Origin of the sequence: Nostoc sp. JL33, assembly GCF_017114985.1 — a bacterium.
In the GTDB taxonomy this organism is placed as follows: domain Bacteria; phylum Cyanobacteriota; class Cyanobacteriia; order Cyanobacteriales; family Nostocaceae; genus Nostoc.
Window position 1 is genome coordinate 84,537 of sequence record NZ_JABXKP010000080.1, and the last position, 24,254, is coordinate 108,790.

Here is a 24,254-nt window from a genome sequence, read left to right on the forward strand (position 1 = left end):
TGTCTACGACGGGCTACGCCTACGCCTGACAGAAAACCTCAAAAACAAAGCGTAGACGCGGAGCGGCTTGTCGTTAGACATCGCCTGTTATGGAAGAGTGAGTGCGATTGCTTTTTAAAACATTCAATTCTCAATTTTGCGGAGTTGCCAATACTATTGCTGGCTCCTATCATAACCCCAACCAACACCGCAAAGATTTCTCTAACAGTTCAGCATCAGCATCAGCTAACTTGCCAATCACTTTTACAACCAAGCTTTTACGTACTGTGTATAAACCTCTCTTGACTGCTGTAGCTACGTTTAGCCCTGCTGATGCCCATTCAGACAAGACAAACTCACCTTCTAGCAATGCTCCAATTTTACTTGTCAAGGGTGTAATTAGGATGTCTTCAGAAACGTGTGGCGTACTTACCACAACAGCAGGTCTAACTTTTGAACTGGACAAATCTGAAAAGGGATACTGAACCAAAATGATGTCATTTTTAGAGTAGTTGGGCATAGACATCATCCTCAGCGTTGTCCCAAACTGATGAGAGTGATGTTTGACTGGTTTGAAGCCAAAATTCAGTTTCATCATCAGGAAGCAGCGTCACTAACACTCTTGTCCCTTCTGGTAATTCCTCTGACTCTAGCAATTCGATTTTTCCTTGCCGAACAGTAGCCCAAAGCGTTTTTAGCATATCTGTTTTATGAATAGTCATGCTTTAATTTTATCCTTCAATAGTTTATGAGGAGCGATGTCTGACGACGGGCTGTTCGGCGTCGCCTTGCAGAAAACCTCAAAAACAAAGCGTAGACGCTTCTTCGGCTTGTCGTTAGACATCGCCTCTATGGAAGAGTGAGTGCGTTAGCGTAGCTCACCGTAGGTATCGCCTTACAGAAAACCTCAAAAATAAAGCGTAGACGCGGAGCGGCTTGTCGTTAGACATCGCTTGTTGTGAAAGAGTGAGTGCGTTAGCGAAGCTCATCGTAGGTATCGCCTTACAGAAAACCTCAAAAATAATGCGATCGCCTGTATGGAAGATGTGAGTGCGATCGCTTTACAGAAAACCTCAAAAATAAAGCGTAGACGCGCAGCGGCTTGTCGTTAGACATCGCCTGTTATGATCTTGATTAAGTTTTTACCCCTGGTTGTGTTTGTTAAATAACTCTTAAAACCCAAAAGCTAAAGCATCCAACATATATTTACTTTTATCTCGTCCCACTTCTAGATAGATTTCTAATAATTCTTCATAAGCAGTTGCTCCCCCTACAATATTCCAAAATTCATTTCCGATAATTACAGCCTCTTCAAAAGGTAAATAGCTTTTTGCCTGTGTCCATTTATAATCCGCTTTGGTGATCCCATATGGATTATAAGGCATAGCATAGTAAGCTTGTAATTGAGGACGATTTACACCGCGCAGTAAATGAAATCTAAGCAGACGTTGCAAGACTTCTAAACATTGTCCTTTGTTTGGTTTAGGAGCTTTGATTTCAAATAAGAATTCTGTGCCGTCTTGCGCCAGAATATAAAGATCAGCGCGAACGACCTTTATTTCTAAATCATCACTACGACAAGCATTAATAACGGCTGTTATCATTTGTTCAAAAGATGGCTTTGCTTGTTCTTTTTTAGCAGCAGATTCGTAATTTTGTTTTTGAAGTTCAGCTTGTGCAAAAGCAGCAATACTTACTTCCGATTTAATATCATAACCTCGACGTACCTCTTGATGATGTTCTAGAGCAATTAAGCGAGCGCATTCTTCAAAAGAATTACCTAGCTTTGTACTCAAACCTCTTTCAAATTGGTTGATACGTATTAATTCTGGTGGAATCAGTGCTGCTTGAAATGGTTTCAATTCTCCATTAGATGAGAATCTTAATAAATACTCTGCTGCATTATCTGGCTTTAAAATTTTACGCCCTTTATACTCATCTACAAGAGCCTTAATAAATCCTTCTAGATAACCTTTAATTACTGCACGAGTGTTTGAACTAATAGCTGCCATATTTAAATTCATTTAACCTATGGTGATTATTTTTAACAAAGCTTTTGCTAAATGGTAAACTACAGGAACAGAAACCGCATTACCAAATTGATGCTTCCCTGTACTCTCACTCTCAGCGATTTTAAAAGTTTCTGGAAATCCTTGTAATCTAGCATAATCTTTAGCTGTTAAAGGTTTATATTTCTTTTTCATATAAATTTCTTGAATAAAAGTTTGCTTATATGCTTCTGGCTCCTGACATTCTATAGATATAGTTGCAACAAAGTCTCTAGTTCCGGTTGCTGTTAAAGTTGCAATAGCTTCAGCATGAGGCAAGAATATTTTAGAAACACCATTAATTCCTGAAGAAATTTTAGAATTAACAAAGTCATAGCCTTTACCCTCTACAAGATGTAGAATTTCTTTGGCTACTAAAGTATTTATTTCTTCAATCTGTAAACTAGCAATAAGAGTTTTTAATACTTTAAATTCTAAAGGATTACCATCTTTTAGTCCATAAATTTTCTTTCTTCTATTTCTCAAGATAGTTTGACAAATGAGCTTTTCTCTTAAACTTGTTTCTATTAAGTTCCAAGAATGAATAGTAGTATGCCCATCTCTGATATCAGCAAAAGTAAAAAAATCATTTAATTCATCTATTTTTTGAAATCTACCTCTAGAAGCTGGTATTTTACCATCAGCAAATAAAATTTCTGGTGGAAATTTCTTTTTCGCAAAATTACTGTGTTGAATACCAGCAATTACATCATAAAGCTTTAGCTGTTTATCTAAGGAGTTAGGAAAGGTAAAAGCCCAGCATTTTTCAATATCATTTCTAATTCCAACAATAAATATCCTGTCTCTGTCTTGAGGTAAACCAAAATCGTAGGAATTAAGCACTTGGTATTTAACTACATAACCACATACTGTAAGATTATTAAGTATATATTCCAGGCTATTTCTATTTCTTGGCTCTGTTAAACCTTTAACATTTTCAAATATAAATGCCTTGGGCTGGTTAGCTTTGACGACTCTAAAAACATCAATCCATAGCTTCCCCCTGGGGTCGTCTAAACCTTGTAATTTACCAGCTATTGACCAAGGTTGACAAGGAACACCGCCAACTAGCAAATCTATCTCAAATGGGAGCTTATTTAAATGAGTAATATCTCCTAAATATGCTTCGTTAGTATTGACATCACGAATAAAATTATTTTGGTAAACTTTAATAGCTTCTTTATCAATTTCCGAATAGCCTAGACATATTCCTCCTAATTCTTGCAGAGGAATTCTAAATCCACCTATGCCAGCGAATAAATCTATAAATGTAAATTTTGAGTGAGAAATTATGATACTTGCAGGTTCAAATAATTGAAATAATTCTAGTTGTTGAGCATAAACATTTGTCATAACTCTTGTTTTGTTATTCAGTTACCAAGGATTCATTAAGTAGTACTTGGAGATTTTCAAAACATCTCCTAACTCACTGCATATTCTGTAAACTGTCTCATAAAAGGAGACTGAAAACCTAACACAATATCTTCCTTGGGAACTCCCGCAGCTACCAAATTAGCTGCAATATCATCTTCTGTACCATTCCACTGAAGCCAAATTTTCCCACCTTTAATATCAATATGAATAATACAACTATGTACCCAGTCTTGACCTTCCCACCCTACATGAACTATTTGATAATGGTCACGTTCTGTATCAAAAATTGTTTCAACTTCTATATTTCCGTTAGCTGGTTTTTGCTCCCTATAATCATGTAGTATCTGTTGTACAAGCTGGCGATATCGAGTTAATTTATCCATTGGAAAATCACCTCTTGTTCTACATCATAAATAAGCATTTTCACTTGATTTTCTGCTATCATCTCTTTAGGAAAATCAAGTTGAAAAAATGTTTTGTAAGTTGTTAAAGGTACTGCTAAATACAAAACACGCTCCGGTTGCCGCCGTCGTAATGCACCTCTATAATTAATAAACTGTCCTAATGCTGTCTGTATAAAATTCTGAAATAGCAGACGACCTTTCTAAAAAACTTTTGACTTCGACTGCAACTTTTTGTCCTTCACGTTCTGCTGCAATCAGCTTTTGGGCGGCTAAATCAATCGAAAGATTAACTCCTCCCACGCTAATTGTGAGTGGATCGTGAGTAATTTGCCAACCATCTTTCTGTAAAGCTGTTTTGACAACTTCATGAAAGACATCTTTAGCAGACATACATATCTATAATTATATATTTGATTTTCATTTAGCCGCATTCCATACAATTTGTCAAAACCGTTTTTTATGTAGAGACGTTCTATAAAACGTCCCTACATTTATGATTAGGGATTATTCTATCCCTTCAATCCGGTCTTCAACTTCTTGGTACAACTCGCGCAGACGATCTAAATTATCCTCGCTAGTCTCCCAATAACCACGTCCATTCATCTCCAACAAAGTTGATACAATCTTGCGGAAAGAATGGGGGTTGAGGTTCAGCAACCGTTTCTGCATTTCTTCATCTTTGATGAAGGTTTCGTTAGTATCCTCATAAATCCAGTTATCCACAGCGCCGGCTGTCGCACTCCAACCCGTTGTATTTACCAACCGCTTGGAGAGTTCGCGCACACCTTCGTAACCGTGAGATAACATCCCCTCATACCATTTGGGATTTAACAATTTGGTACGGGCATCCAAACGCACGGTTTCTGATAATGTCCGCACTTGCGCGTTAGCTGTGGTTGTATCTGCAATATAAGATGCTGGTTTTTTACCATCACCCCGCAAACTTGCAACCAGCTTAGTAGGATCGGAATCGAAGTAGTGGGAAACGTCCGTTAAGCTAATCTCCGAAGAATCTAAATTTTGGAAAGTTGCATCAGCAGTTTTCAATGTACTTTCAAAAATCTGCCGGGATTCGTCCATCATTCCGGGGTTATCGGAATTGAAGGAGAAAGATTTCCGGTTGAGATACATTTCCTGCAACTCGGCTTCGCTGTCCCAAGTGCTGTTTTCTACTGCCAAGTTGATATTTGACGAGTAGGAACCAGAAGCATTGGAGAAAACGCGCGTCGCTGCTTGACGCAGATTAATCCCCATTTCCTCAGCTTGTTGCAAAGCGTGTTTGCGAACAAAGTTCATTTCTAAGGGTTCATCCGCCTCAGCCGCCATCTTCACCCCTTGGTCTAGCAGGTTCATTTGGTTGATGAATAAGTCGCGGAATACACCAGAACAGTTGATTACTACATCAATTCTGGGGCGTCCCAACTCTTCTAAAGATATCAATTCCAACTTGTTCACCCGTCCCAAGGCATCGGGAACTGGACGCACGCCTACCATCCACATAATTTGTGCTAGGGATTCGCCGTAAGTTTTGATGTTATCGGTTCCCCAGAGGACGCAAGCGATGGTTTCTGGCCATTTTCCTTCGTTTTCCGCCTTGTTACGTGCCAAAAGCCTATCTACGACAATTTTGGCTGATTGTACTGCTGCTGTTGTTGGGATGGATTGGGGGTCGAGGGCATGGATATTCTTACCTGTGGGCAATACATCCGGGTTGCGGATGGGATCACCACCAGGGCCAGGTAAGATGTACTCACCTTCTAAGCCTCTGAGTAATGCTCCGAGTTCGTTGTCGGCACAAACTTGTTGCAGGCAGAATTCCAAATACTCAAATAGGGGTTTTAGGGCTGCGCTATCAACTTTGGGATAACCTGCTTTATGCAATGATTCTACCCAAGGTTCTTTTTTGCCCATGTTGAAGAAATTCAACCGGGAAACTAGAGAAACTCGCCCTTCAGCGTCGATTTGCTCATGCACAAGGGCGGTAACTGCTGCACGGGTTGCCAAGGTGATGTCTTGCAGTAATTGGACATCTTGTAAAATGCCTCGGTCATTATTTTGGTAAATATCGTCAATGTTACGCCCAATGCTATTGGCGATAATTCCCGGCAAGCCTTGAAGTCCTTCTTCTTGACGATCTAGACTAGCAATGTTGACGAGAGTTGCGATCGCTTCTTCTGCACTTGGAGGTTTACCAATAACGTGCAACCCACAAGGCAACAACCGCGACTCAATTTCCATCAACTTGCGGTAAACGTTGCCAACAATATTATCCCGCTCATCAGCGCTCATGTCTCTGGCATCGGTTTCTGGCAGATTGATATCCTTATCCAGATTCACGATCCGGCATTTATCCATGATGCTGTTGACAATGGAAACACCGCGTCCACTATCTTTCAAGGTTTGGTAGGAAGCAATTAACTCGCTCAGTTCCTTCAAACCTTTATACAAACCAGCATTTTCTGCCGGCGGTGTCAAGTAAGAAATTGTTTCGGCATAACTTCGACGTTTGGCAATTGTCGCTTCACTCGGATTATTAGCTGCGTAGTAATACAGGTTAGGAATTGAGCCAATCAAGTTATCTGGATAACAGTCACCAGACATCCCCATCTGTTTACCTGGCATGAATTCCAAGGAACCGTGTGTACCAAAGTGCAGCACGGCATCAGCTTTCCAAACTTGCTCTAAGTAAGTGTAGTAAGCAGCAAAACCGTGGTGAGGACTAGCTGAACGAGAGAACAACAGCCGCATCGGGTCGCCTTCGTAACCAAATGTCGGTTGCACACCGATGAAGACATTACCGAATTGCTTACCATAAATTAGCAGGTTTTGCCCATCGCTGTTGAGATGTCCCGGAGGTGGGCCCCAGTTTTCCTCTAGGCGTTGAGAGTATGGGGTCAGCGCTTCATACTCAGGAACCGACATTTTGTAAGCAACGTTCAGTTCTGGGCTGTTGTATTGCGCCTGTGCATCATGGATGACTTCTTGCATCAACGCTTCGGCGGATTCTGGCAATTCTGGTAAGTCGTAGCCGTTATTTTTGAGGGCTTTCATCACCTCGTAGATTGAGCCGAATACATCTAAATAAGCGGCGGTTCCGACGTTGCCTTTATCTGGCGGGAAGCTGAAAACGGTGATGGCGACTTTTTTATCCAGCTTCGGTTTGCGGCGGAGATTAGCCCATTTTAAAGCGCGTTCGGCTACAGCTTCCACCCGATCGCGTAGTGCGATCGCTTTCCCTGTAGTCCCATCTCTACCTGATAAAATTATCGGCTCAATTGCCCCATCCAATTCCGGAATCGCAATTTGCAAAGCTACCTGAATTGGATGCAAGCCTAAATCGCTATCCATCCACTCTTCTGTGGTTTGGAAAACTAAGGGTAACGCCACCATGTAAGGACGGTTTAAGCGTTGGAGTGCCTCAATTGCCTTGGGATGGTCTTGTCTGGCTGGGCCACCGACTAAAGCAAAACCAGTCAGCGATATCACTGCATCTACCAACTGTATGTTGGTATTTGGTTCATAAAAGTAAGCCTCAACAGGCTTGGAGAAATCCAAACCACCAGCAAACACAGGTAGTACTCGTGCGCCTAGTGCTTCTAACTCCTGCACCATTGCTACATAATGGGCATCATCGCCTGTAACTAGGTGGGTGCGTTGCAAGACTAACCCGACACAAGGAGCTAGGGGATCTTTGAGATCGCTAGAAATATCCTTACGAGCTGTATACCAATTGAGGTACTCTCTGACATCCTCAAACATACTAGGAGCCAAAGGATGCCAAATCCCTAAATCGGGATAAACCACCGGCTGTTGATATGTAGAAGGTGCAAAATTTTGTTTCTCTAAACCTTTAAATACGTATTTATCAGCTAGCATCAGCAAGAAGTTTTCCAGATTTTCTGGAGAACCACCTAGCCAATACTGAAAACTGAGCATGAAATTTCGGGCATCCTGTGCCTTGTCCATTGGTAAAAACTTCAGCACTTGCGGCAGCGTTCGCAAAAGCTTCAGCATTCCATCTTGGAATCCCGCACCGGATTTTTCTTTGCGTTTCCGCATAAATTGCGCGATCGCACTTTTTGACTGACCCAACTGTGCCAAGGAAAAGCTGCCCATTTTACTCAGGCGCATTACTTCTGGCATTGAGGGAAAGACAACAGAAACGTCCAGATGATCGCGGTGTGGTTCTACTGCTGCTACTACTTTCTGTGCTAAGTCTTCGATGAAAATGAGGGAAGCGATGAAGATATTCGCACTCTCAATTTCTCGTTTGAACTCCTCATAGTTCTCTGGGTCGCGGAGTTCCTCAATCAAGTACCCACTGATTTCAATCGCCAAGTTAGGATTGTTCGCGTTAATCGTGCGAACCGCTTGCGACAAAGCACTCTGGTACTGGGACTCAAGCACGACATAGACCACCTTGATTAAATTACGTCCGCGTAAGTTATCAGGCGCAATGTGTCTAATGGTGGACTTGACGTGTGTGAACATGCTTCTTCGGCTCCTTTGATGCGTGTTCTCTCTGTAAGTTCCTAGCGGCATCATCAGCCACAGGTAACTTGTGATTTTTAGGCAATATGTGTTTTTTATCAGAAAACGCTTACCCAGAGGGCATTTTATCGTCTATCTGACACAAATCGATATAAAAAACGAAATATTTCTTTGTATTTGTTGACTTTATATAAAAGTAATAGCTCACCTTAATGTAAACAATTTGTAATATTATCTTAATAGTTAAATAGTTATTTAAAGATATTATGCTATTGAGCAAGGCTTATTAAATGTTACCTAGTGGCGATAGTAAGAAAATTAAGAGTAAAGTATTACCAGGACAAACAAGCTTGTTTTAGTAAGATATAAAGCACTTGAAATAAGCGATAAAACTAGTACGCCACGGCGGAAATAGAGCAACCATTTCAAATCCCTCTCATAGCTTATTTCATAATACTTTTGAATGCGTGAATGCGTAACTTCCTGCGGTACTAGTAAGATTGAAAAATACTGGAGAGAAATATGAAAATTACCTATGACCCAGAAGTAGATATATTAATAATTATATTGAGTGATGTACCGATAGAAGATAGTGACGAAGAAAAGCCAGGGATAATTTTAGATTACGACGAAGATGGAAATATTACCGGGCTAGAAATATTAGACGCTTCCAAAAGAATCGATAATCCACGTTCCCTAGAGTATTCGATTTCTACATAATAGAGGTTTGAGATTTATTTACCAATTTCAAAAAAGAATGCGACAGATGCATTTGTAGGGGTGGGATTCCCTACCCTTTAATTCTTCTTCAACCTTCCCGCGATGTTGTGTCTCTAAAAATTAGGAACGAATTAGGTAATATTTCCCTCTTGACTAATGACCCATAACTCTTGACCATTAACTAATGACTCAAGTAGATATTCTCATCCTATCAAATGGCCCAGGTGAGGTAACAACCTGGGTACGCCCAGTAGTAAAGGCGTTGCGGCAAAAATTCGGCGATGACCGAAATCAAGTCAGGATCAGTGTAGTATTATCACCTTGCTCAAATGCTAGTGGAAAAGAAGTAGCGATCGCTCTTTCTTATCCAGAAGTAGATAGAGTTCAGGGAGCAGAACATTTTTGGCAATTTTTGCTTTGGGGGAAAACATTTGAAAATTGGGACTGGAGAAGTCGCGGTGTAGTTGTTTTCCTCGGTGGCGATCAAATTTTCCCTGTAGTTATAGGCAAAAAGCTGGGATATCGCACAGTGATTTACGCCGAATGGTCAGCCCGTTGGCATAACTGGATTGATCGCTTTGGCGTGATGAAACCCGAAGTTACTACCCGTGTCCCGCAGAAATATGCTCACAAATTTACCGTTGTCGGTGATTTGATGGTAGAAGCAGCAGGTGTTGCAGAAAAGAGCCTAAATTCAAATTCCCCTCTGGCTATAACTCCATCACTCAAAACTGAATTGATTGGTTTACTCCCTGGTTCAAAAGCGGCAAAATTAGCCCAAGGAGTGCCATTATGTTTAGCTACTGCCGAATACGTTTATGCTAAAAGACCCCAAGCCAAGTTTGTGATTCCTGTAGCCCCGACTTTGGATTTACAAACTTTAGCTAGTTTTGCCGATCCTCAAAAGAACTCTATTGCTGAAATCTTTGGCTTTGGCGGTGCTTCCTTAATTGTCCCAGAGGATGCTAGCAGCAAGGCATTGCTCAAAACAACAACGGGCTTAACTGTGGAACTGTGGCAAGAAAACCCTGCATATCAATTATTATCCCAGTGCTGTATCTGCTTGACTACGGTGGGGGCAAACACTGCTGAACTCGGTGCTTTAGGAGTGCCAATGATTGTTTTGCTGCCAACACAGCAACTTGATGCCATGCGTGCTTGGGATGGTTTACCTGGGTTGTTGGCAAATCTGCCAGGAGTCGGTACGCCTTTTGCTAAGGTGATTAATTGGCTATTCCTAAGATTCGTGAGACGCAAAGGTTTATTAGCATGGCCAAATATCTGGGCACAGTCAGAGATAGTGCCAGAACTTATGGGTAAACTTCAACCGCAAGAAATTGGGGAAATGGTGTTAGATTTATTAGCCCATCCAGAAAAATTGGATGATATCCGCGCTAAACTTCGTAAGATTCGCGGCGAAAGCGGTGCAGCCCAGAAGATAGCACAGATTGTTGGCGAGGAAATTGGAAAGTAGGAGGAGTGGGCAGAAATTAATTTGAATTTTAAATAGTGGTTTTTTATGTCTATACTGAAAAAATGTGATGCATTTAGGTAAAAGTAAGTCACTCTTGTGTTTGTAAATAGCGACCAAAATTTTCTTGGAACCTTAACTGATAAAGAGTATAATGTTGAACATGAAAAACTGGAGATTATTAGGAAGCACATAAGTAAGTTTGATGAATTCTTACCCAGCTAAAAAATGATTGAGAGACTTGAGCAAACTTTAGATTTGGGACAGAAAATTTCTGGAGCTGATGCTAGTTTCTACTTTCATGAACTAAAAGAGGCTGCACTAATGGAACAAGGTTATGATTGGTATACGGCTCATCCTATGGCCATAGCATATTATGGTGTATCACCATACAGCTTGTATCATCCTGAAGTAATTAAAGCTTATCCAGAAGACTTCAATAGAAATTGGAGAAAAGCTTGGGGAATTGAGTAAATATGAAAGCACTTGATCTAGGGTTAACGGGAAAAGCTCGTATTTGGCAAGATGAACCATTATATTTTCCTGGAGATCGCCAACCTGTTTTTTATCCTGTAATAGATGAAAGGATAGAAATCATCCTTGAGAATACAAAAATTGGTTCATTCTCTAAAAGAGAAGTAATGATTGAGATATTAGCGCCTCTAGGAGCGAGATTTTTGTATGGCTGCTTAGGTGCTATTTCTGAGCCAAATGACTCTGGCAAGTTAGTATTAAAGGTTAGCATTTCAACTGAATTTGAGCGCCAACTGAATACTTCTCTTGCATCATCGTTAGATATAGTGAGAGTTGGCATAACTGAAGAGTACGCCCCAAGTGTTGTTGATGGCGCAAAATTAAAGCTTCAAGAAACTGGAGTTAGCAACATCTTTGGCTCTGGTGAAATTTCTTTTAGATGGGGTGTATTTGGCGAAATAGGCTCTTCTAAAGCATTTTTTCACGATCTAGCTTATGCAATTATTGAAGTGATAGTTCGAGAACAGGCAAGGTCTTATAATATCAAGTCACCGTTGAAAAAGGTTCTCGAACAATTTTTGTGAACTTCTGATTTGCAAGTCTCTTAATCCGAAGATTCTCCATCCCTGCGCCCAAGTTCATAAATGCCAGCACCCATACAAGCTAATATTCCTGTACTAATTCCCCAACTTTCACCTAAACTAATTTCTAGACCCCAGTTACATAAAGCACCAACTACCAAAAAAGGCGCGATGCTGAACAGAGAAGCGTAGAAAGCGTTTTGTGATTCTCTGGCTTTACGAGTCTTTTCAAATTCTGACTGGCTGGTGTAAAGCGATCGCTCCGCAAAGTTAAACCAGCGATTGAGTTGCTCGATTACCCATTCATTGACTTTTGAAAAACCTAGATATAGCGCTAATGACCACAAACTCGCTCCAGCGATCGCGATCGTGTCTAACTCAAAGCGGAAAGGCAAAATTTCAGTCAGCATGGGTTATTGGAGTCCTGCAAAGGGTCAACTTTAGCTTTTAGTAGATGCTAAATAAACCTCATTGTGCAATTTTAAGCATAAATGCTAACAAGATTTCAACTACTTGGCAAATCTCCTGCTCCTTTAAGCTAGGATACTAACCAGTTTTGTTCACCTAAGCGTTGCCAAGCTTTCCGAATATGTTCGGGTTTAAATAACTTGCGTTTACGCTCACTCCATTTATGCACAAGAGCGATCGCTTCTTCACTATCTTTTGCTGGGTTGGAGTGTTTGGTGGCAACCCAGTGGACTGTCGCTAATAATTCCATCCCATAAGGTGTTTCAAAGCCATATATCAGCTTGCTAACTCGCTCTAAATGCTCTTGGGCTTCTGGTTCTGCTTCTAAAAAAGTCTTTGCTGCTTTTCTACCTTCTGGCAATACATAAATGCTTGCTCTGCCAGTACCATCACCATAACCAAGAATGTAATGACCTTCTATATGTTTCAAAACTTGATTAAGGTTGTCAGCGTAGGGGCCATATAAATGCTTTTGATAGGGTAACTTGAGCAATTCCCCCGCTTCTTGGAGAAAATAGGCAAGTTTTTGAATTTCTAGCTTGGTTAACTCATAGCCTGGGATACCGTAAGCTTCCAGTAAGTGAATGATTAGGGCGCGACCACGGGTCATGTTGGGTTTTTTGGTTGCAACCAGCATCTTTTCTGCTGCTGGTGCGCCTGATGGCTCAAAAATAATTACTTCCACATTAGGCAGTTCGGCAAAGGCTAATTTTATTAAAGGCTTAACTTCTTGCCAATCTAAGCCACCATTACCGCATCCTAAAGGTGGAAGCACTGGAAACTAAATGGAGAATTGGTGTTTGTCCACCACTATATTTATCTACACTCTTTTTGTGATTAGGGTAGAGCATGGGAGAGCGAGGGCAAAATAGAACGGTACATAATCATGTAAAGAACCACCACCACCACAAATAACACGAGTCATTCCTCGTCTATCTTGGATGTGTCCATAAGCAATATCAAGGTATTTAATTTTTTCTTGCCGTAGCCTACTGTTTGCCATCAATCCACCTGATTTAAGAATGGAGGGTAAGTTGTTGATGTGGGTGATGTGGTAGATAGGCGTGGGCATTAGCTTATGCAGTTGTAGATATGGCTAGATTATTTTTAATCTGATTGACTTGTACTTCGCCTTTTCAGGACAGAAACCATAACGGAAACGCCCCTCAAATTTTAACCCTCTCTAGAATAGTTTTGACAACGCGAACATCTATTTTGGCAATCGATATCAATCCAGATTTTGCAAACCCATCGCAATCTTACTATGCTTCTCAATTTGTCCCATAACTTGTTTTGCGCGTTGAATCACCACCGCAGGCAAACCCGCCAATCTTCCCGCTTCAATCCCATAAGACTTATCAGCGCCTCCCGGTTGGACTTGATGCAAAAAGATAATTTGGTCGGGTAATTCTTTCACTGTCACTTGATAGTTAGCCACATTCGGTAAAATGCTAGCCAGTTCATTTAACTCGTGATAATGAGTAGCAAAAATCGTGCGTGACCGAATATCTACTGCGATATATTCCGCCACCGCCCAAGCTATAGAAAGACCATCAAACGTCGCTGTTCCGCGGCCAATTTCATCTAACAACACCAGTGACCTAGATGTGGCATGGTTGAGAATATTCGCTGTTTCATTCATCTCTACCATGAACGTAGATTGACCAGTTGCAAGATCATCTACTGCACCTACACGGGTGAAAATGCGATCGCATATTCCCAATCTGGCAAACCTAGCTGGTACAAAACTACCAATCTGCGCCATTAACTGAATCAATCCCAGCTGACGCAAATAACAACTTTTACCACTCGCGTTTGGCCCAGTGAGAATGATTAAATCGGGGAGTGGGGAGTGGGGAGTGGGGAGTGGGGAAATTTCTTCTTCACTACTCCCTACTCCCGATTCCCTACTCCCTAATTGAGTCGAATTCGGCACAAAGAAACCCGCAGGTAAAGACTGTTCCACTACCGGATGACGCCCATCAACAATGTTTATCTCCCTTCCTGACAACATTTCTGGACGGCAGTAACCTTGATGCACCGCCAACTCAGCCAAACCACACAACACATCCGCCGCCGCCACTGCACGAGACAGATTGCGAATTACCTCCGCCTCTTGTGCTACCTCTTCCCGCAACGCCGTAAAAATCTCATATTCCAACTGATTTAAATCATCCCGCGCTGTGAGAATCCGCGCTTCCCGTTCCTTCAAATCTGGGGTGATGTAACGTTCCTCATTCGTCAAGGTTTGCTTGCGGATATAATTAGCGGGTACTTGGTCAGATTTGGTGCGGGAAATACTGATATAATAACCAAAAGTTTTGTTAAATCCTACCTTCAGTGTTGAAATTCCTGTCTTAGCTCTCTCATCAACTTCTAAGTTGGCAATCCATTGCTGATCCGCTTCTACAGTTGCTTTCCTTTCATCCAACAGGGAATTTACGCTAGGACGAATTAATCCGCCTTCCTTGATTTGTATGGGTGGCGACTCGACAAGATGTGCGTGTAACTTTTGTGCTAATTCTTCTAAGACACTTGGGACTTTCTGCAAAGCTTTGAGGAAGGGAGAACGCGCCTCAGTTACTAAGCTGGATAATTCTGGTAAGCGTGAGAGGGAATCTGCCAAAGCTACTAAATCTCTAGCATTCGCTGTACCAGAACCCGCCCTTCCCGTCAGGCGTTCCAGGTCATAAATTTGGCGTAACAACTGCCGCAAATCTTGACGCAGGGGCGTATTTTCCATCAATTCTTGGATGGTATCTTGCCGCGCCCGAATGCCTTTAATATCGAGTAGCGGTTGCAATAACCACCGCCGCAGAGCACGCCCACCCATTGCTGTACTAGTTCGATCTAATGCCCAGAGTAGGGAACCGTGAAAAGTGCCATCCCGGACAGTTTGAGTGATTTCCAGGTTACGGCGGGTTTGATTGTCAACAATTAGGTAGTCGGTGACAGTGTAGCTGCGGAGTCTTTGAAGGGTGACAGGGTTTTCTTTTTGAGTATCTTCCAAGTATTCCAGAAGACCGCCAGCCGCACGAACGGCGAGGGGAAGATGATCGCAACCGAGTCCTTCGAGCGATCGCACCTTAAATTTCTGCAATAATCTTGGTCTAGCTTCGGCTTGGGAAAAGGGAACCTGCGATCGCAAACTATAGCAAAATGATGATGGCAAACACTGGGGCAGATGCGGCGAAGTTTCTCCTGGACGCAGCAAACTACCTAAATCAGGCGCATTTGTCGGAACTAGCACCTCAGAAGGTTGTAAGCGCATTAATTCCTGTGTCAAATGTTCTAAATCACTACCTTGAGTCGTGAGGAATTCCCCTGTGGAGATGTCTGCATAGGCTAAACCCCAATGGTTTGCGGCAATTACTACTGCTGCCAAGTAATTATTGCGACTTGATTTGAGCATTCCCTCTTCCAGCAAAGTGCCAGGAGTCAGGATGCGCGTTACTTCCCGCCGCACCAATCTACCTGCAGCTTCTGAAGCATCTTCCACTTGGTCGCAAATTACGACTGCATAGCCTTTTTCTACCAGTAGCGTCGCGTACCGTTCCCATGCGTGGTGCGGAACACCAGACATCGCCACTCGTCCTTGTTCCCCAGCTTGCTTACTAGTGAGTACTAATTCCAATTCTTGCGCTAGTTTTACAGCATCTTGGAAATAGCATTCAAAGAAATCTCCTACCCGATATAGCAATACGGCGTGAGGGTACTTATCCTTCGTCTCGACATAGTGCAGGTACATTTGACTTAGCTTGGTGCGGTCTACCTGTCGATGGTCGGAAATAAAAGTACTCGCGTCAGGTTTGGGAGATGGAGTTTCAGAGTGAGAAGCGGTCATAGATGCTACTGAGTTACGCACGGAAATTTCCCAATATCCGATGATAGCTTGATGTTAAAGATGAATGGCGATCGCTGAAGAATTTTTTACCCTTCGTTATATTAACGTGCTGATGCATCCATTATTGCGGCTAATGTGGTGAAGACGTGATCGCAGTATGCCGAAGCTTGGCGAACCTTAGCTACATCAAGCAATTCCAAGAGCTTTGGAGCGTGGTTTGTTTTATGATATTTTCTCTTATCGGTACGGCGAGTAGCTGCCTCAAGCCATACTTTCAGAGTAGCTTTAGAAACTTCTTCTACGCTACCATACCGTGCCATTCCCTGAAGGATTCCATCTTCCCTGAATCCCTCCCCATAAAACTCTTTTAAAGCATCCATATCAGCAATAAACCATGCTTCCATCGTTTGTACCATCAGATGACACTGATCATCTTCAAAATTAACTGCATCTAAAATCCAAGGATGATCTTCTGTTCTACTTCTGAGATGTTCCCAAGGTGTAACAGTAGAATCAACTGGAGATTCAGCATCAATTAATAAAACATTGAAAGCTTCTGGTTGAGACTCTAAAGCCGTTTTAAAATCTTCATAAGCATCACGCCTTGATCCACACATAACGATAAATATTTTAATGTTTTCACCAGCAATATCATATAGTTCGTGAAAAAATTTTATAAAACCTGGGCGTAGTCCAGTTGTGGTTTCTTTTCCACTTCTGATCCCACTACGAAAACCTGGGCGTGGTCTGAGTAGTAGTTCAGTATCATCTTCATCTCCAGCACCCTCAATGTAAATGTATATCTTCATTACCAACGATTTCCACCAATTTGCCCCATCCGCCAGAGATCGCCAAGGGTATATTTTTCTAACCATTTTTCCAATCTCTCAGGTTCCTGACGATGGAGGTGGCTACCTTTTTTATCTCGTTCACAAACTATGACTGATTCGGGATATTCACTCAAAGCAGAAACTAAAGCATCAGAATGAGTTGTCACTATTAATTGTGTTTTCTGAGACGCTTCAATGAGCATTTCTGCAATAGTCGGTAAAATATCTGGATGTAAACCAATCTCTGGTTCTTCAATACATATAAGTGGCGGTGGAACGGGATCTAAAAGTAAAGCCATTAAAAATAAATAACGGAGTGTACCATCAGATAACCGATTTGCAGGAATTGGTTCAATTAAACCCTCTTCACGAATAATTATCTGTACTGTACCACCAGATATTATTACACCCAGTTCTTCGGCTGCTTCATAAAATTTTTTCAGCTTATCAATAATTTTCCTATGACCTATTTTATTCTTTAAATTGTTTAAAAATAGACCCAGATTACTTCCATCTTCTAGTAGAGGATGTTCAGGTAAGTCAGGTTTTTGAGCATTTCGTGGTACTGAATATCGCCCCATCTGCCAGTCACGATATAAACCTATATTAGAAAATGCAGTGCTGAGATAAGAGAGTTCTGGATACAAGTCTGGATCTTTTCGTTGAGATAAAACTGACTGATCTGGAATTAAATCTTCTCGCCGAAGAGTACGTTGAATGTTGAAGTCATCGTCTAACTTATTAATATTTAAAACCGGACGACCACGTTGGTAACGATAGTAAAAATAGACATCATCCGATCCTGGATATGGTCGTTCATTCTCTATAGCTTCATCAACTAGCTCTAGTAGTCTTTGGCCAATTGCTGTCAAGCTAACTTGATAACGTAAATTTTGGGGTCTTTGAGGGTAATCTAAAGTAGCTTCAATTGTAGCTACTGGATTTTCCTGTCCACCCTTCCACAGAAACTCACCAATCCCTCCCCCTTGCCGAAATGGGGCAGGTAAGTCTGTGGGTGTTGCCTTTAAAATTCCAATTGCTTCAATTAAATTCGATTTCCCAGAAGCATTAGGGCCAATTAATACATTCAGAGGTTGCAGTTCAATTTCTTCACCCTCACTTCCATAAGAAAGAAAGTTTTCTAATCGCAGAGTACGGATAAATCTTTTACCTTCCATTCAATTTTCCTATTTAGTTAATTATCTATATTCTATTAATGTCATAGATACTAGTAATTACGCATGTAAATTCCACAATATTCGATGATAACGTGATGTTAGAGGTGAATGGCGATGCCTGCGGCTGGCTACGCCTACGCTCAAGGGTTATTTTACCCTTTTGGCGCGATCGCATCGCCGTATAGAAGTATTAACAGAAACTTTTCGGAACACAACTCAAAAATCTTATAACTTTAATCCTAATTCCTGTCGCAGACGATACAGAATTGTGTTTTGGTCAACTTGAGAAAGAATTTCTTGAATGACGCTGCTAGCGCCCAACTGTCCCCAAGTGCAGCCTTTTTCGAGATACACTTGAGCAGCTTTGCCAACGGAGTATGCTCCATAACCGGCAATACCAGCTTGAGCGATCGCACTGCCAGCAAAGGCAGTAATATTACTAGGATTATCAGCACTGGTTATTGCAGCAGTACTCTTACCCAAACCCAAAAGCAAACTACTACCTAATTCTCCCAGCAGCAAGCCACCGGAACTAAATAAAATCGTTTTTAAAATTTTCCCGGCTTCATAGCTAGTCATCGGCAAACCATACAATCTAGCTAAAGCGCGAATTAAAGCCAAATCGGCGACAGTTCCGCCAAGGATATCTAAAAAAGCAATGGGATTAAGCATTACTGCCAAAGCTTTGTATTTGGTAAATTGCCAAATGATATCTTCGGCTTCTTGTTCGCGTAAGTCGATGGTTTTTTGAGCGATCGCCGCTTCTGCATCCCGTGCTTGGATGAGTGCATTTAAAGCCAGAAGCGATCGCCCTTCTCGATTCAGAATATTCAGAATTGTCTCCTTTAGTTCCTCTACTTGCGGTGCTGGTGTCTCCCATTCATAACTGACACGCCCATCGGGCCACTCAACTCGCACTTCCATTGGGGCTGGTTCCGCCGCCACCATCACAATTTCATCAGGTAGTAGAGGCTTCGCTTTCGGATGTCCTGTACCCAGTTGTTGCAAATTTTGGTAGATCGCTCCCTGATCTGTATCTGGGTATAAATCTATCTTGTTAAACACTAAAATCAGGGGTTTTTGTGCTTGCCGCAATTCCAGCAGTGCTTGATACTCAGTGCGGGTGATATCACCAGACACGACAAACAAGATTAAATCCGCCTGATGCACTACTTCTCGCGCCATATCCGCCCGTGACTCACCCTCAATTTCATCTAATCCGGGGGTATCAATTAACTCTACTAACACCTTACCACCGGGCTGCCAACGGACGGAACGCGGCCATTGAGTGACACCGTTCAGGGGCCCAGTTTGCAGAATCTTGTCTCCCAGCAAGGCATTTAAAACTGCTGACTTACCACGACTCACCAAACCAAAGGCGGCAATTTTAATAACGTTAGAGTCCAGTTTGTTGAGTGTGGAATTCAAAGCTTCCAATTCTGGTTTCACCAAACCTACTAATTCTGGGTTTGATGAAAGCTGTCCTGACTTGCGAAGATATCCATACCAAGACAGCGCTTGTCTGAGACTGGCGCGGGCACGATTTAAGTGAGTTTCTTGCAGATTTCGCACAAAGTTAGGTTGATTCAAGGTTGGACAAACAACAGGCTACATATCTATTTTGATCTAATTCCCAGGCTATTAACCTGTTTTGTCAAATTAAGCAATTGTTCTGATTGTTTGCATACCTTTTTTGTGCGGTATCCATTCAGAACAGGGGATTGTGTTGATTATCCCAACACTTGCGATCGCGCCAGTTTCTCCCAGTATGTTCACATTCCGACGCATTATCTATCCAAGGAATCGATGTAGAGTGGTACGAGGTTCCAATGGAAGCGGATAAGCTAGTAGTTAATAAAGGCAATAATAAGGATAAAGTTATCAATGTACAAATCGGTAGAGTGATTAAATATCCTGCGAGCAGCACAATGTTACTACAACTCCAAAAAATTCCGCATTTATTATTTTTTTGGCGAATTTTTAAGCTAGTTTTTGAATTCGAGAAAAGCATAATGCAACCCTATTAATATCAGGTTATATAACAATTCAATTTGATTTATAAAAGCCAAACTGACTGAGAACTAGCCGGATCAGGTTTCGGCTCTCAGTATATTTAGCAAAATTCAAATAGGATTTCTATATGAGTACTGATTTTTACGTAAGAACATTATTGAAGCTATATACTCTGATGTCAAATGTACAAGCGAAGACTTCTTAGAAGTTTTATTCTTTGGGCGCTAAAAAATATTTTTAATGAAAATATGTTGAAGTTTTAGCGTAGGCGTAGCCCGTCGTAGACATCGCACTTACGCAAATGCTGGCAAATTTAACTCGACAGCCTTCCGCCGCCGATGCTGGATTGTTGTATTGCGATCGCCTTCTGGGTAAACTGGAAATTTTACTTCCCGTCGCAGCCTTTCAGCACGGAAACGATTATTTCAGACTCGCTGCTGAGTGTATCCCTAATTTGGTTAGCAAAATTTTGCGTGATGCTGGCAGTATAGAAGTAGCGTTAATTTTTTTTTATGCCTAGAGGCGAGAAATCCGAAGCTTCACAAACCGGCGCATCTGCGATCGTTGGCTATGAAGATTTTTTAACTGAATTAAAAACACGAATTTCTAGCGCTCAATTACGAGCAGCAGTTGCAGTTAATAAAGAATTAGTATTACTCTACTGGCAAATTGGGCGAGATATTCTGAATCGCCAACAGCAGCAAGGTTGGGGAGCAAAAGTTATCAATCGTCTGGCGGCTGATTTGCAGAAAGCTTTTCCAGAGATGAAGGGCTTTTCCCTTCGTAACCTTAAGTATATGCGGGCATTTGCCGAAGCTTATCCAGATGAGGAATTAGTGCAACAGGTTGTTGCACTAATTCCTTGGGGTCATAATGCCCGTATATTGGATACCATTAAAGACCAAACAGAACGCTTGTGGTACGCGCAACAGACTATCGAGTATGGATGGAGTCGGAATGTTTTAGTTCATCAAATTGAAAGCAAGTTGTATCACCGTCAGGGTAAAGCAACCACCAACTTTAACCGCACTCTGCCTCAACCACAATCAGAATTAGCACAGCAATTATTGAAAGATCCCTACACTTTTGATTTTCTAAATTTAGGGACAGATTTTCTGGAACGCGATTTAGAACGTGCTTTAATCAACCATATCCGCGATTTTTTACTATAATTAGGGGTTGGTTTTGCTTTTGTAGGTAGTCAGTATCATCTTGAAATTGGCGGTGAAGATTTTTATATTGATTTATTGTTTTACCACTTGCGTTTACGCTGCTATATAGTGATTGACCTGAAAATTGAAGAATTCAAGCCAGAGTTTTCTGGTAAGATGAATTTCTATGTTAGTGCGGTAGATGATTTATTGAGACACCCAGATGATCAGCCTACGATTGGGATGATTTTGTGCAAAAGCAAAAATAAGGTAATTGCCGAATACTCTCTGCGGGATATGCATAAGCCGATTAGTGTTTCAGTATATCAGCTAAAAGATACTTTACCGGAGCCGTTGCAAGGAAATTTACCAACGATTGAGCAGTTAGAAGCTGAGTTGGAAACAATTTATAAAATTGAATTAGCGCTCGGTTTAGGTGCAAAATTTGAGGGAAAAATAATTCATCCGCTTGGAGAAACAGTAGATGAGCAAAACGAAATGTAGCAAGTTATCAATACTAAATTAGACAAAATATGTTCAATAGTTTTTTTAAGAGGATGTTTTAAAAGTATTGGGCGACTTCTAGTCGCTACTACACAATCAAAGTCTACCTCCGTGAACTAAGGAAAAACTAAGGCTTTTAACCCGCGCAGGCGGGTTTTGTCTGTGTAGCCGCGACTTCTAGTCGCCAGGGCTTTACAAACATGCTCTAATTAAATTGAGGTTATACAGATAATTTAAATTGATTATAAATGCCAGTTTAATTTCTCTGCAATCACCTTTGTCTGATTCCTGGTGCTTTAACCCACAGTCGGCTGTCGCCGATGCTGCAAAAACCACTCATACAACTCTGGATTATTGTATGTCTGCGTCCAGGAGTCGTGATCCGCTTCTGGGTAAACTGTAAATTTCACATTCCCGCCGCGGGCTTTGAGTGCAGAAACCATGATTTCAGACTCCTTTAAGGGAACCACATTATCTTTGGCTCCGTGAAATGCCCACACAGGGAGGTTTTTTAACTTACGTGCTGCTTGTGGGTTCCCACCGCCACAGATAGGCGCGATCGCTGCAAATCTTTGGGGCTGCGCTGCTGCTAAATGCCATGTTCCGTAACCACCCATACTTAAGCCGGTCAGGTAAACCCGATCTGGATCAACATAGGATGCATAGCCGCTTTGGGGCTTCTCGCCAGGTATCGCCTTATCTAGAAGGGCGCTCAATCGTTCTACATTCCAATGTTCACCGCGCGGACATTGGGGAGAAATGACAATGAAGGGAAAGTCTGGCTGTTGTTCAACAATTTTGGCAATACCCTGCTTTTTCACATCATCTAAGTTAGAACCTCGCTCACCCGCACCATGTAAAAACAGGATTGTTGGCAAAAGTGGCTGTTGTGTTTCGTTGCGATCGCCTCCGGCCGCGCGTAGCCCATCCGGCAAAAATAGCAGGTAGTTGTAGCTGTCAGTAGAAGTAACTTGCTGTTGTGTTGAGGGCATAGCATTAGAAAATTTTGTTACTTCAACGTCTACGAACAGCTATTGTATAACTTGGTCGCTGTGTTGCTTCTCATTGACTCTTAACTAACCTTGTGACATTTGCCATCATCCTCGTGGGAGAATTTCCAGATTTTGATTGCGCCATTAATTCACTAACTTCATCAAACAAGGCAGATACGGGGACGCAAAGAAAGAACTCTTGTGTCCCCGTGTCTCTTCAATGAAGGGCTACCACCAAATTCGATTTCCATTTTCGTCAACTCGTGCTGCCCGAATTACGTCAGATATCTCTTCAGCATCTTTAACGTGGTGGAGTGCTTTCTTTTCGCCGTCGGGTTCATCTACAACGAAATAAGTCGGGACTGTAATTTTGTCGCCTGTAATGTCTGGTACATCATCCACAGCTACCTGTTGAGCCTTTTCTTCAACAGATTGAGACTCATCAGCAATTTTATCTCCTGGATTCGCTGTTAAGTTTCTTTCATTGACGTTCGGTTCTTCGCGTAAATGTGTATCCTCACTTACTGGTTGATTAATTTGATTTCCTTGATTTTTATCAGTCATGGCTTTTTCAGGTATTGAAAATTCTAGCTTTACTAATAACACTGTAGAAAATCGAGGATACAAAGAGTTCTTTCTTTGGAGAGATTTTCAGAAGGACACGTCTTAGGTTAGATATTTACTTTGATGTGATGCTCTCAAAGGTTTCAAAAAATGAAATAATCAAAGTAGTGTGTAGGATATTGGCTGAAAAAATTGACTGTTTCAATTGACTGTTTCATCACAAGAACTGGCTTTCACAGACTCAGAACATCGGTGAGAGTTTAAGGTTATTAACCATTTGTCAATAAGCAATAATGCTTAAGATTTAGCCAAAATTGTAGACATTTTGGTATGGACTGAATACTTACCTTTAATTTCACCTTATTAATATTACGGATGGGTCTAATTGACGAACCACTCATTTTGGTATTATTGCTTTTTCCTTTTCGTTATTACTCTTGCCCGATACTTTCTGATCGCTGGGGGAGCATACTTGCTCTTTTATTTACTTCTGGGAAAGTCCCTCGCCAACAGGAGTTTGCATTTAAAACCGTTGATGAGTTCTTCGATTAAAAAGGATATCAAATTATCTGTACTCTCCGCAGTGGTTTTTGCTATTTGTGGAGCGTTTATTATCTCAGAGTATAGTTTGGGAAGAACGCTTTTATACACTGGCTTATACAAGTACGGGCTGTGGTATTTAGTAGTTAGCTTTATTGCGGTGCTAGTTCTTCAAGATACTTACTTTTATTTTATCCATCGGATGTTTCACCAGCCTCTGATTTTTAAATGGATGCATTATGGACACCACGGTTCAAAAGAGCCAACGCCCTGGAGTTCATCAGCGTTCGACTTGCCAGAGGCGATCGTCCAAGGACTTTTCTTTGTAGGTGTAAGTTTCATAGTTCCGTTGCATTTTATCACCTTACTTACTGCACTAATAACTATGACAGTGTGGGCAGTGTTTACCCATCTCGGATTTGAGGTATTTCCCAACTCATCTAAGAGCTACTGGATTGGAAGGTGGCTTATCGGTTCTATGCATCATTCAATACATCATAGCAAATATAAAGTACACTACGGTTTGTATTTTACCTTTTGGGACAAACTGCTTGGTACTGAAGACTCTAATTATGAAAAGCAAACCCACACAAGGGAGTTTTAATAATCAAGTGCCAAAAAGAAAAAA

At 41.5% G+C, this 24,254-nt stretch carries 21 protein-coding genes and 3 pseudogenes; 7 read left to right on the top strand and 17 right to left on the bottom strand.

The features are described from left to right. Window positions 1–169 precede the first annotated feature (169 nt). From HWQ23_RS23995 to HWQ23_RS24025, 7 genes and pseudogenes are all read right to left on the bottom strand, one after another. Window positions 170–499 (bottom strand): type II toxin-antitoxin system PemK/MazF family toxin, encoded by a 330-nt coding sequence (locus HWQ23_RS23995; protein ID WP_292833771.1) that lies wholly within the window; start codon window positions 497–499, stop codon window positions 170–172. Next, window positions 483–701, bottom strand: coding sequence for a hypothetical protein (locus tag HWQ23_RS24000; RefSeq protein WP_292833773.1), 219 nt, complete (start codon window positions 699–701; stop codon window positions 483–485). The genes HWQ23_RS23995 and HWQ23_RS24000 overlap by 17 nt, the downstream gene beginning before the upstream one ends. 450 nt (window positions 702–1,151) lie before the next feature. Next, a complete protein-coding gene (locus tag HWQ23_RS24005) occupies window positions 1,152–2,003 on the bottom strand; it encodes a TdeIII family type II restriction endonuclease (protein WP_292833775.1) in 852 nt (283 codons plus the stop codon). Continuing rightward, complete coding sequence (locus tag HWQ23_RS24010; RefSeq protein WP_292833777.1) at window positions 2,004–3,380, bottom strand: DNA cytosine methyltransferase; 1,377 nt, start codon at window positions 3,378–3,380, stop codon at window positions 2,004–2,006. Window positions 3,381–3,448: 68 nt separating this feature from the next. Further along, entirely contained in the window at window positions 3,449–3,784 is a 336-nt protein-coding gene (locus HWQ23_RS24015; protein WP_292833779.1) for a XisI protein, read from the bottom strand. Next, window positions 3,772–4,195, bottom strand: a pseudogene (locus tag HWQ23_RS24020) (XisH family protein). The gene HWQ23_RS24015 and the pseudogene HWQ23_RS24020 overlap by 13 nt, the downstream one beginning before the upstream one ends. A 114-nt stretch (window positions 4,196–4,309) precedes the next feature. Beyond that, window positions 4,310–8,296 carry a magnesium chelatase subunit H gene (locus HWQ23_RS24025; protein ID WP_292833781.1) on the bottom strand — a complete coding sequence of 1,329 codons (3,987 nt, stop codon included), beginning with the start codon at window positions 8,294–8,296 and terminating at the stop codon, window positions 4,310–4,312. A 522-nt stretch (window positions 8,297–8,818) separates the two neighbouring features. Here HWQ23_RS24025 and HWQ23_RS24030 point away from each other — a divergent pair. The 4 genes from HWQ23_RS24030 (at window position 8,819) to HWQ23_RS24045 (ending at window position 11,545) form a co-directional block, all read left to right on the top strand. Continuing rightward, window positions 8,819–9,016 (top strand): DUF2283 domain-containing protein, encoded by a 198-nt coding sequence (locus HWQ23_RS24030; RefSeq protein WP_292833783.1) that lies wholly within the window; start codon window positions 8,819–8,821, stop codon window positions 9,014–9,016. A 184-nt stretch (window positions 9,017–9,200) separates the two neighbouring features. Continuing rightward, on the top strand, window positions 9,201–10,490 hold the full coding sequence (locus HWQ23_RS24035; protein WP_292833785.1) for a glycosyltransferase family protein: 1,290 nt from the start codon (window positions 9,201–9,203) through the stop codon (window positions 10,488–10,490). Window positions 10,491–10,715: 225 nt separating this feature from the next. Continuing rightward, complete coding sequence (locus HWQ23_RS24040) at window positions 10,716–10,961, top strand: hypothetical protein (protein ID WP_292833787.1); 246 nt, start codon at window positions 10,716–10,718, stop codon at window positions 10,959–10,961. A 2-nt stretch (window positions 10,962–10,963) separates the two neighbouring features. Next, window positions 10,964–11,545 carry a hypothetical protein gene (locus tag HWQ23_RS24045; protein ID WP_292833789.1) on the top strand — a complete coding sequence of 194 codons (582 nt, stop codon included), beginning with the start codon at window positions 10,964–10,966 and terminating at the stop codon, window positions 11,543–11,545. A gap of 20 nt (window positions 11,546–11,565) precedes the next feature. Here the strand turns inward: HWQ23_RS24045 and HWQ23_RS24050 are convergent, their stop codons facing one another. The 8 genes and pseudogenes from HWQ23_RS24050 to HWQ23_RS24090 all read right to left on the bottom strand — a co-directional run bounded on the left by HWQ23_RS24050 (window position 11,566) and on the right by HWQ23_RS24090 (window position 19,650). Then, window positions 11,566–11,952, bottom strand: a complete 387-nt coding sequence (locus HWQ23_RS24050) for a hypothetical protein (protein ID WP_292833792.1) — start codon at window positions 11,950–11,952, stop codon at window positions 11,566–11,568. Window positions 11,953–12,080: 128 nt separating this feature from the next. Then, the gene (gene darG, locus HWQ23_RS24055; RefSeq protein WP_292833795.1) at window positions 12,081–12,785 is read right to left on the bottom strand and encodes a type II toxin-antitoxin system antitoxin DNA ADP-ribosyl glycohydrolase DarG; all 705 of its coding nucleotides are present in this window, start codon (window positions 12,783–12,785) and stop codon (window positions 12,081–12,083) included. After that, a pseudogene (locus HWQ23_RS24065) lies at window positions 12,760–13,082 on the bottom strand (DUF4433 domain-containing protein). The gene darG and the pseudogene HWQ23_RS24065 overlap by 26 nt, the downstream one beginning before the upstream one ends. Window positions 13,083–13,238: 156 nt before the next feature. Further along, the gene (mutS, locus tag HWQ23_RS24070) at window positions 13,239–15,854 is read right to left on the bottom strand and encodes a DNA mismatch repair protein MutS (RefSeq protein ID WP_292833804.1); all 2,616 of its coding nucleotides are present in this window, start codon (window positions 15,852–15,854) and stop codon (window positions 13,239–13,241) included. 101 nt (window positions 15,855–15,955) lie between these two features. Then, window positions 15,956–16,663, bottom strand: a complete 708-nt coding sequence (locus HWQ23_RS24075; protein WP_292833807.1) for a DUF4276 family protein — start codon at window positions 16,661–16,663, stop codon at window positions 15,956–15,958. Further along, on the bottom strand, window positions 16,663–17,862 hold the full coding sequence (locus HWQ23_RS24080; protein WP_292833809.1) for an AAA family ATPase: 1,200 nt from the start codon (window positions 17,860–17,862) through the stop codon (window positions 16,663–16,665). Before HWQ23_RS24080 ends, HWQ23_RS24075 begins: the two co-directional genes overlap by 1 nt. A gap of 225 nt (window positions 17,863–18,087) precedes the next feature. Beyond that, window positions 18,088–19,434 (bottom strand): GTP-binding protein, encoded by a 1,347-nt coding sequence (locus HWQ23_RS24085; protein ID WP_292833812.1) that lies wholly within the window; start codon window positions 19,432–19,434, stop codon window positions 18,088–18,090. A gap of 87 nt (window positions 19,435–19,521) precedes the next feature. Further along, window positions 19,522–19,650 carry a hypothetical protein gene (locus tag HWQ23_RS24090; RefSeq protein ID WP_292833815.1) on the bottom strand — a complete coding sequence of 43 codons (129 nt, stop codon included), beginning with the start codon at window positions 19,648–19,650 and terminating at the stop codon, window positions 19,522–19,524. Between the two features lie 526 nt (window positions 19,651–20,176). On the opposite strand from HWQ23_RS24090, the gene HWQ23_RS24095 reads away from it, so the two are divergent. Further along, window positions 20,177–20,395 (top strand): hypothetical protein, encoded by a 219-nt coding sequence (locus HWQ23_RS24095; protein ID WP_292833818.1) that lies wholly within the window; start codon window positions 20,177–20,179, stop codon window positions 20,393–20,395. Continuing rightward, a pseudogene (locus HWQ23_RS24100) lies at window positions 20,388–21,530 on the top strand (PDDEXK nuclease domain-containing protein). Before HWQ23_RS24095 ends, HWQ23_RS24100 begins: the two are co-directional and overlap by 8 nt. 296 nt (window positions 21,531–21,826) lie before the next feature. Here HWQ23_RS24100 and HWQ23_RS24105 read toward each other — a convergent pair. Next, entirely contained in the window at window positions 21,827–22,522 is a 696-nt protein-coding gene (locus HWQ23_RS24105; RefSeq protein WP_292833821.1) for a carboxylesterase family protein, read from the bottom strand. A gap of 228 nt (window positions 22,523–22,750) precedes the next feature. Beyond that, window positions 22,751–23,086: a hypothetical protein gene (locus HWQ23_RS24110; protein ID WP_292833824.1), complete on the bottom strand. Its 336-nt coding sequence runs from the start codon at window positions 23,084–23,086 to the stop codon at window positions 22,751–22,753. 535 nt (window positions 23,087–23,621) lie between these two features. On the opposite strand from HWQ23_RS24110, the gene HWQ23_RS24115 reads away from it, so the two are divergent. Continuing rightward, window positions 23,622–24,230 carry a sterol desaturase family protein gene (locus HWQ23_RS24115; protein WP_365742510.1) on the top strand — a complete coding sequence of 203 codons (609 nt, stop codon included), beginning with the start codon at window positions 23,622–23,624 and terminating at the stop codon, window positions 24,228–24,230. Window positions 24,231–24,254 lie beyond the last annotated feature (24 nt).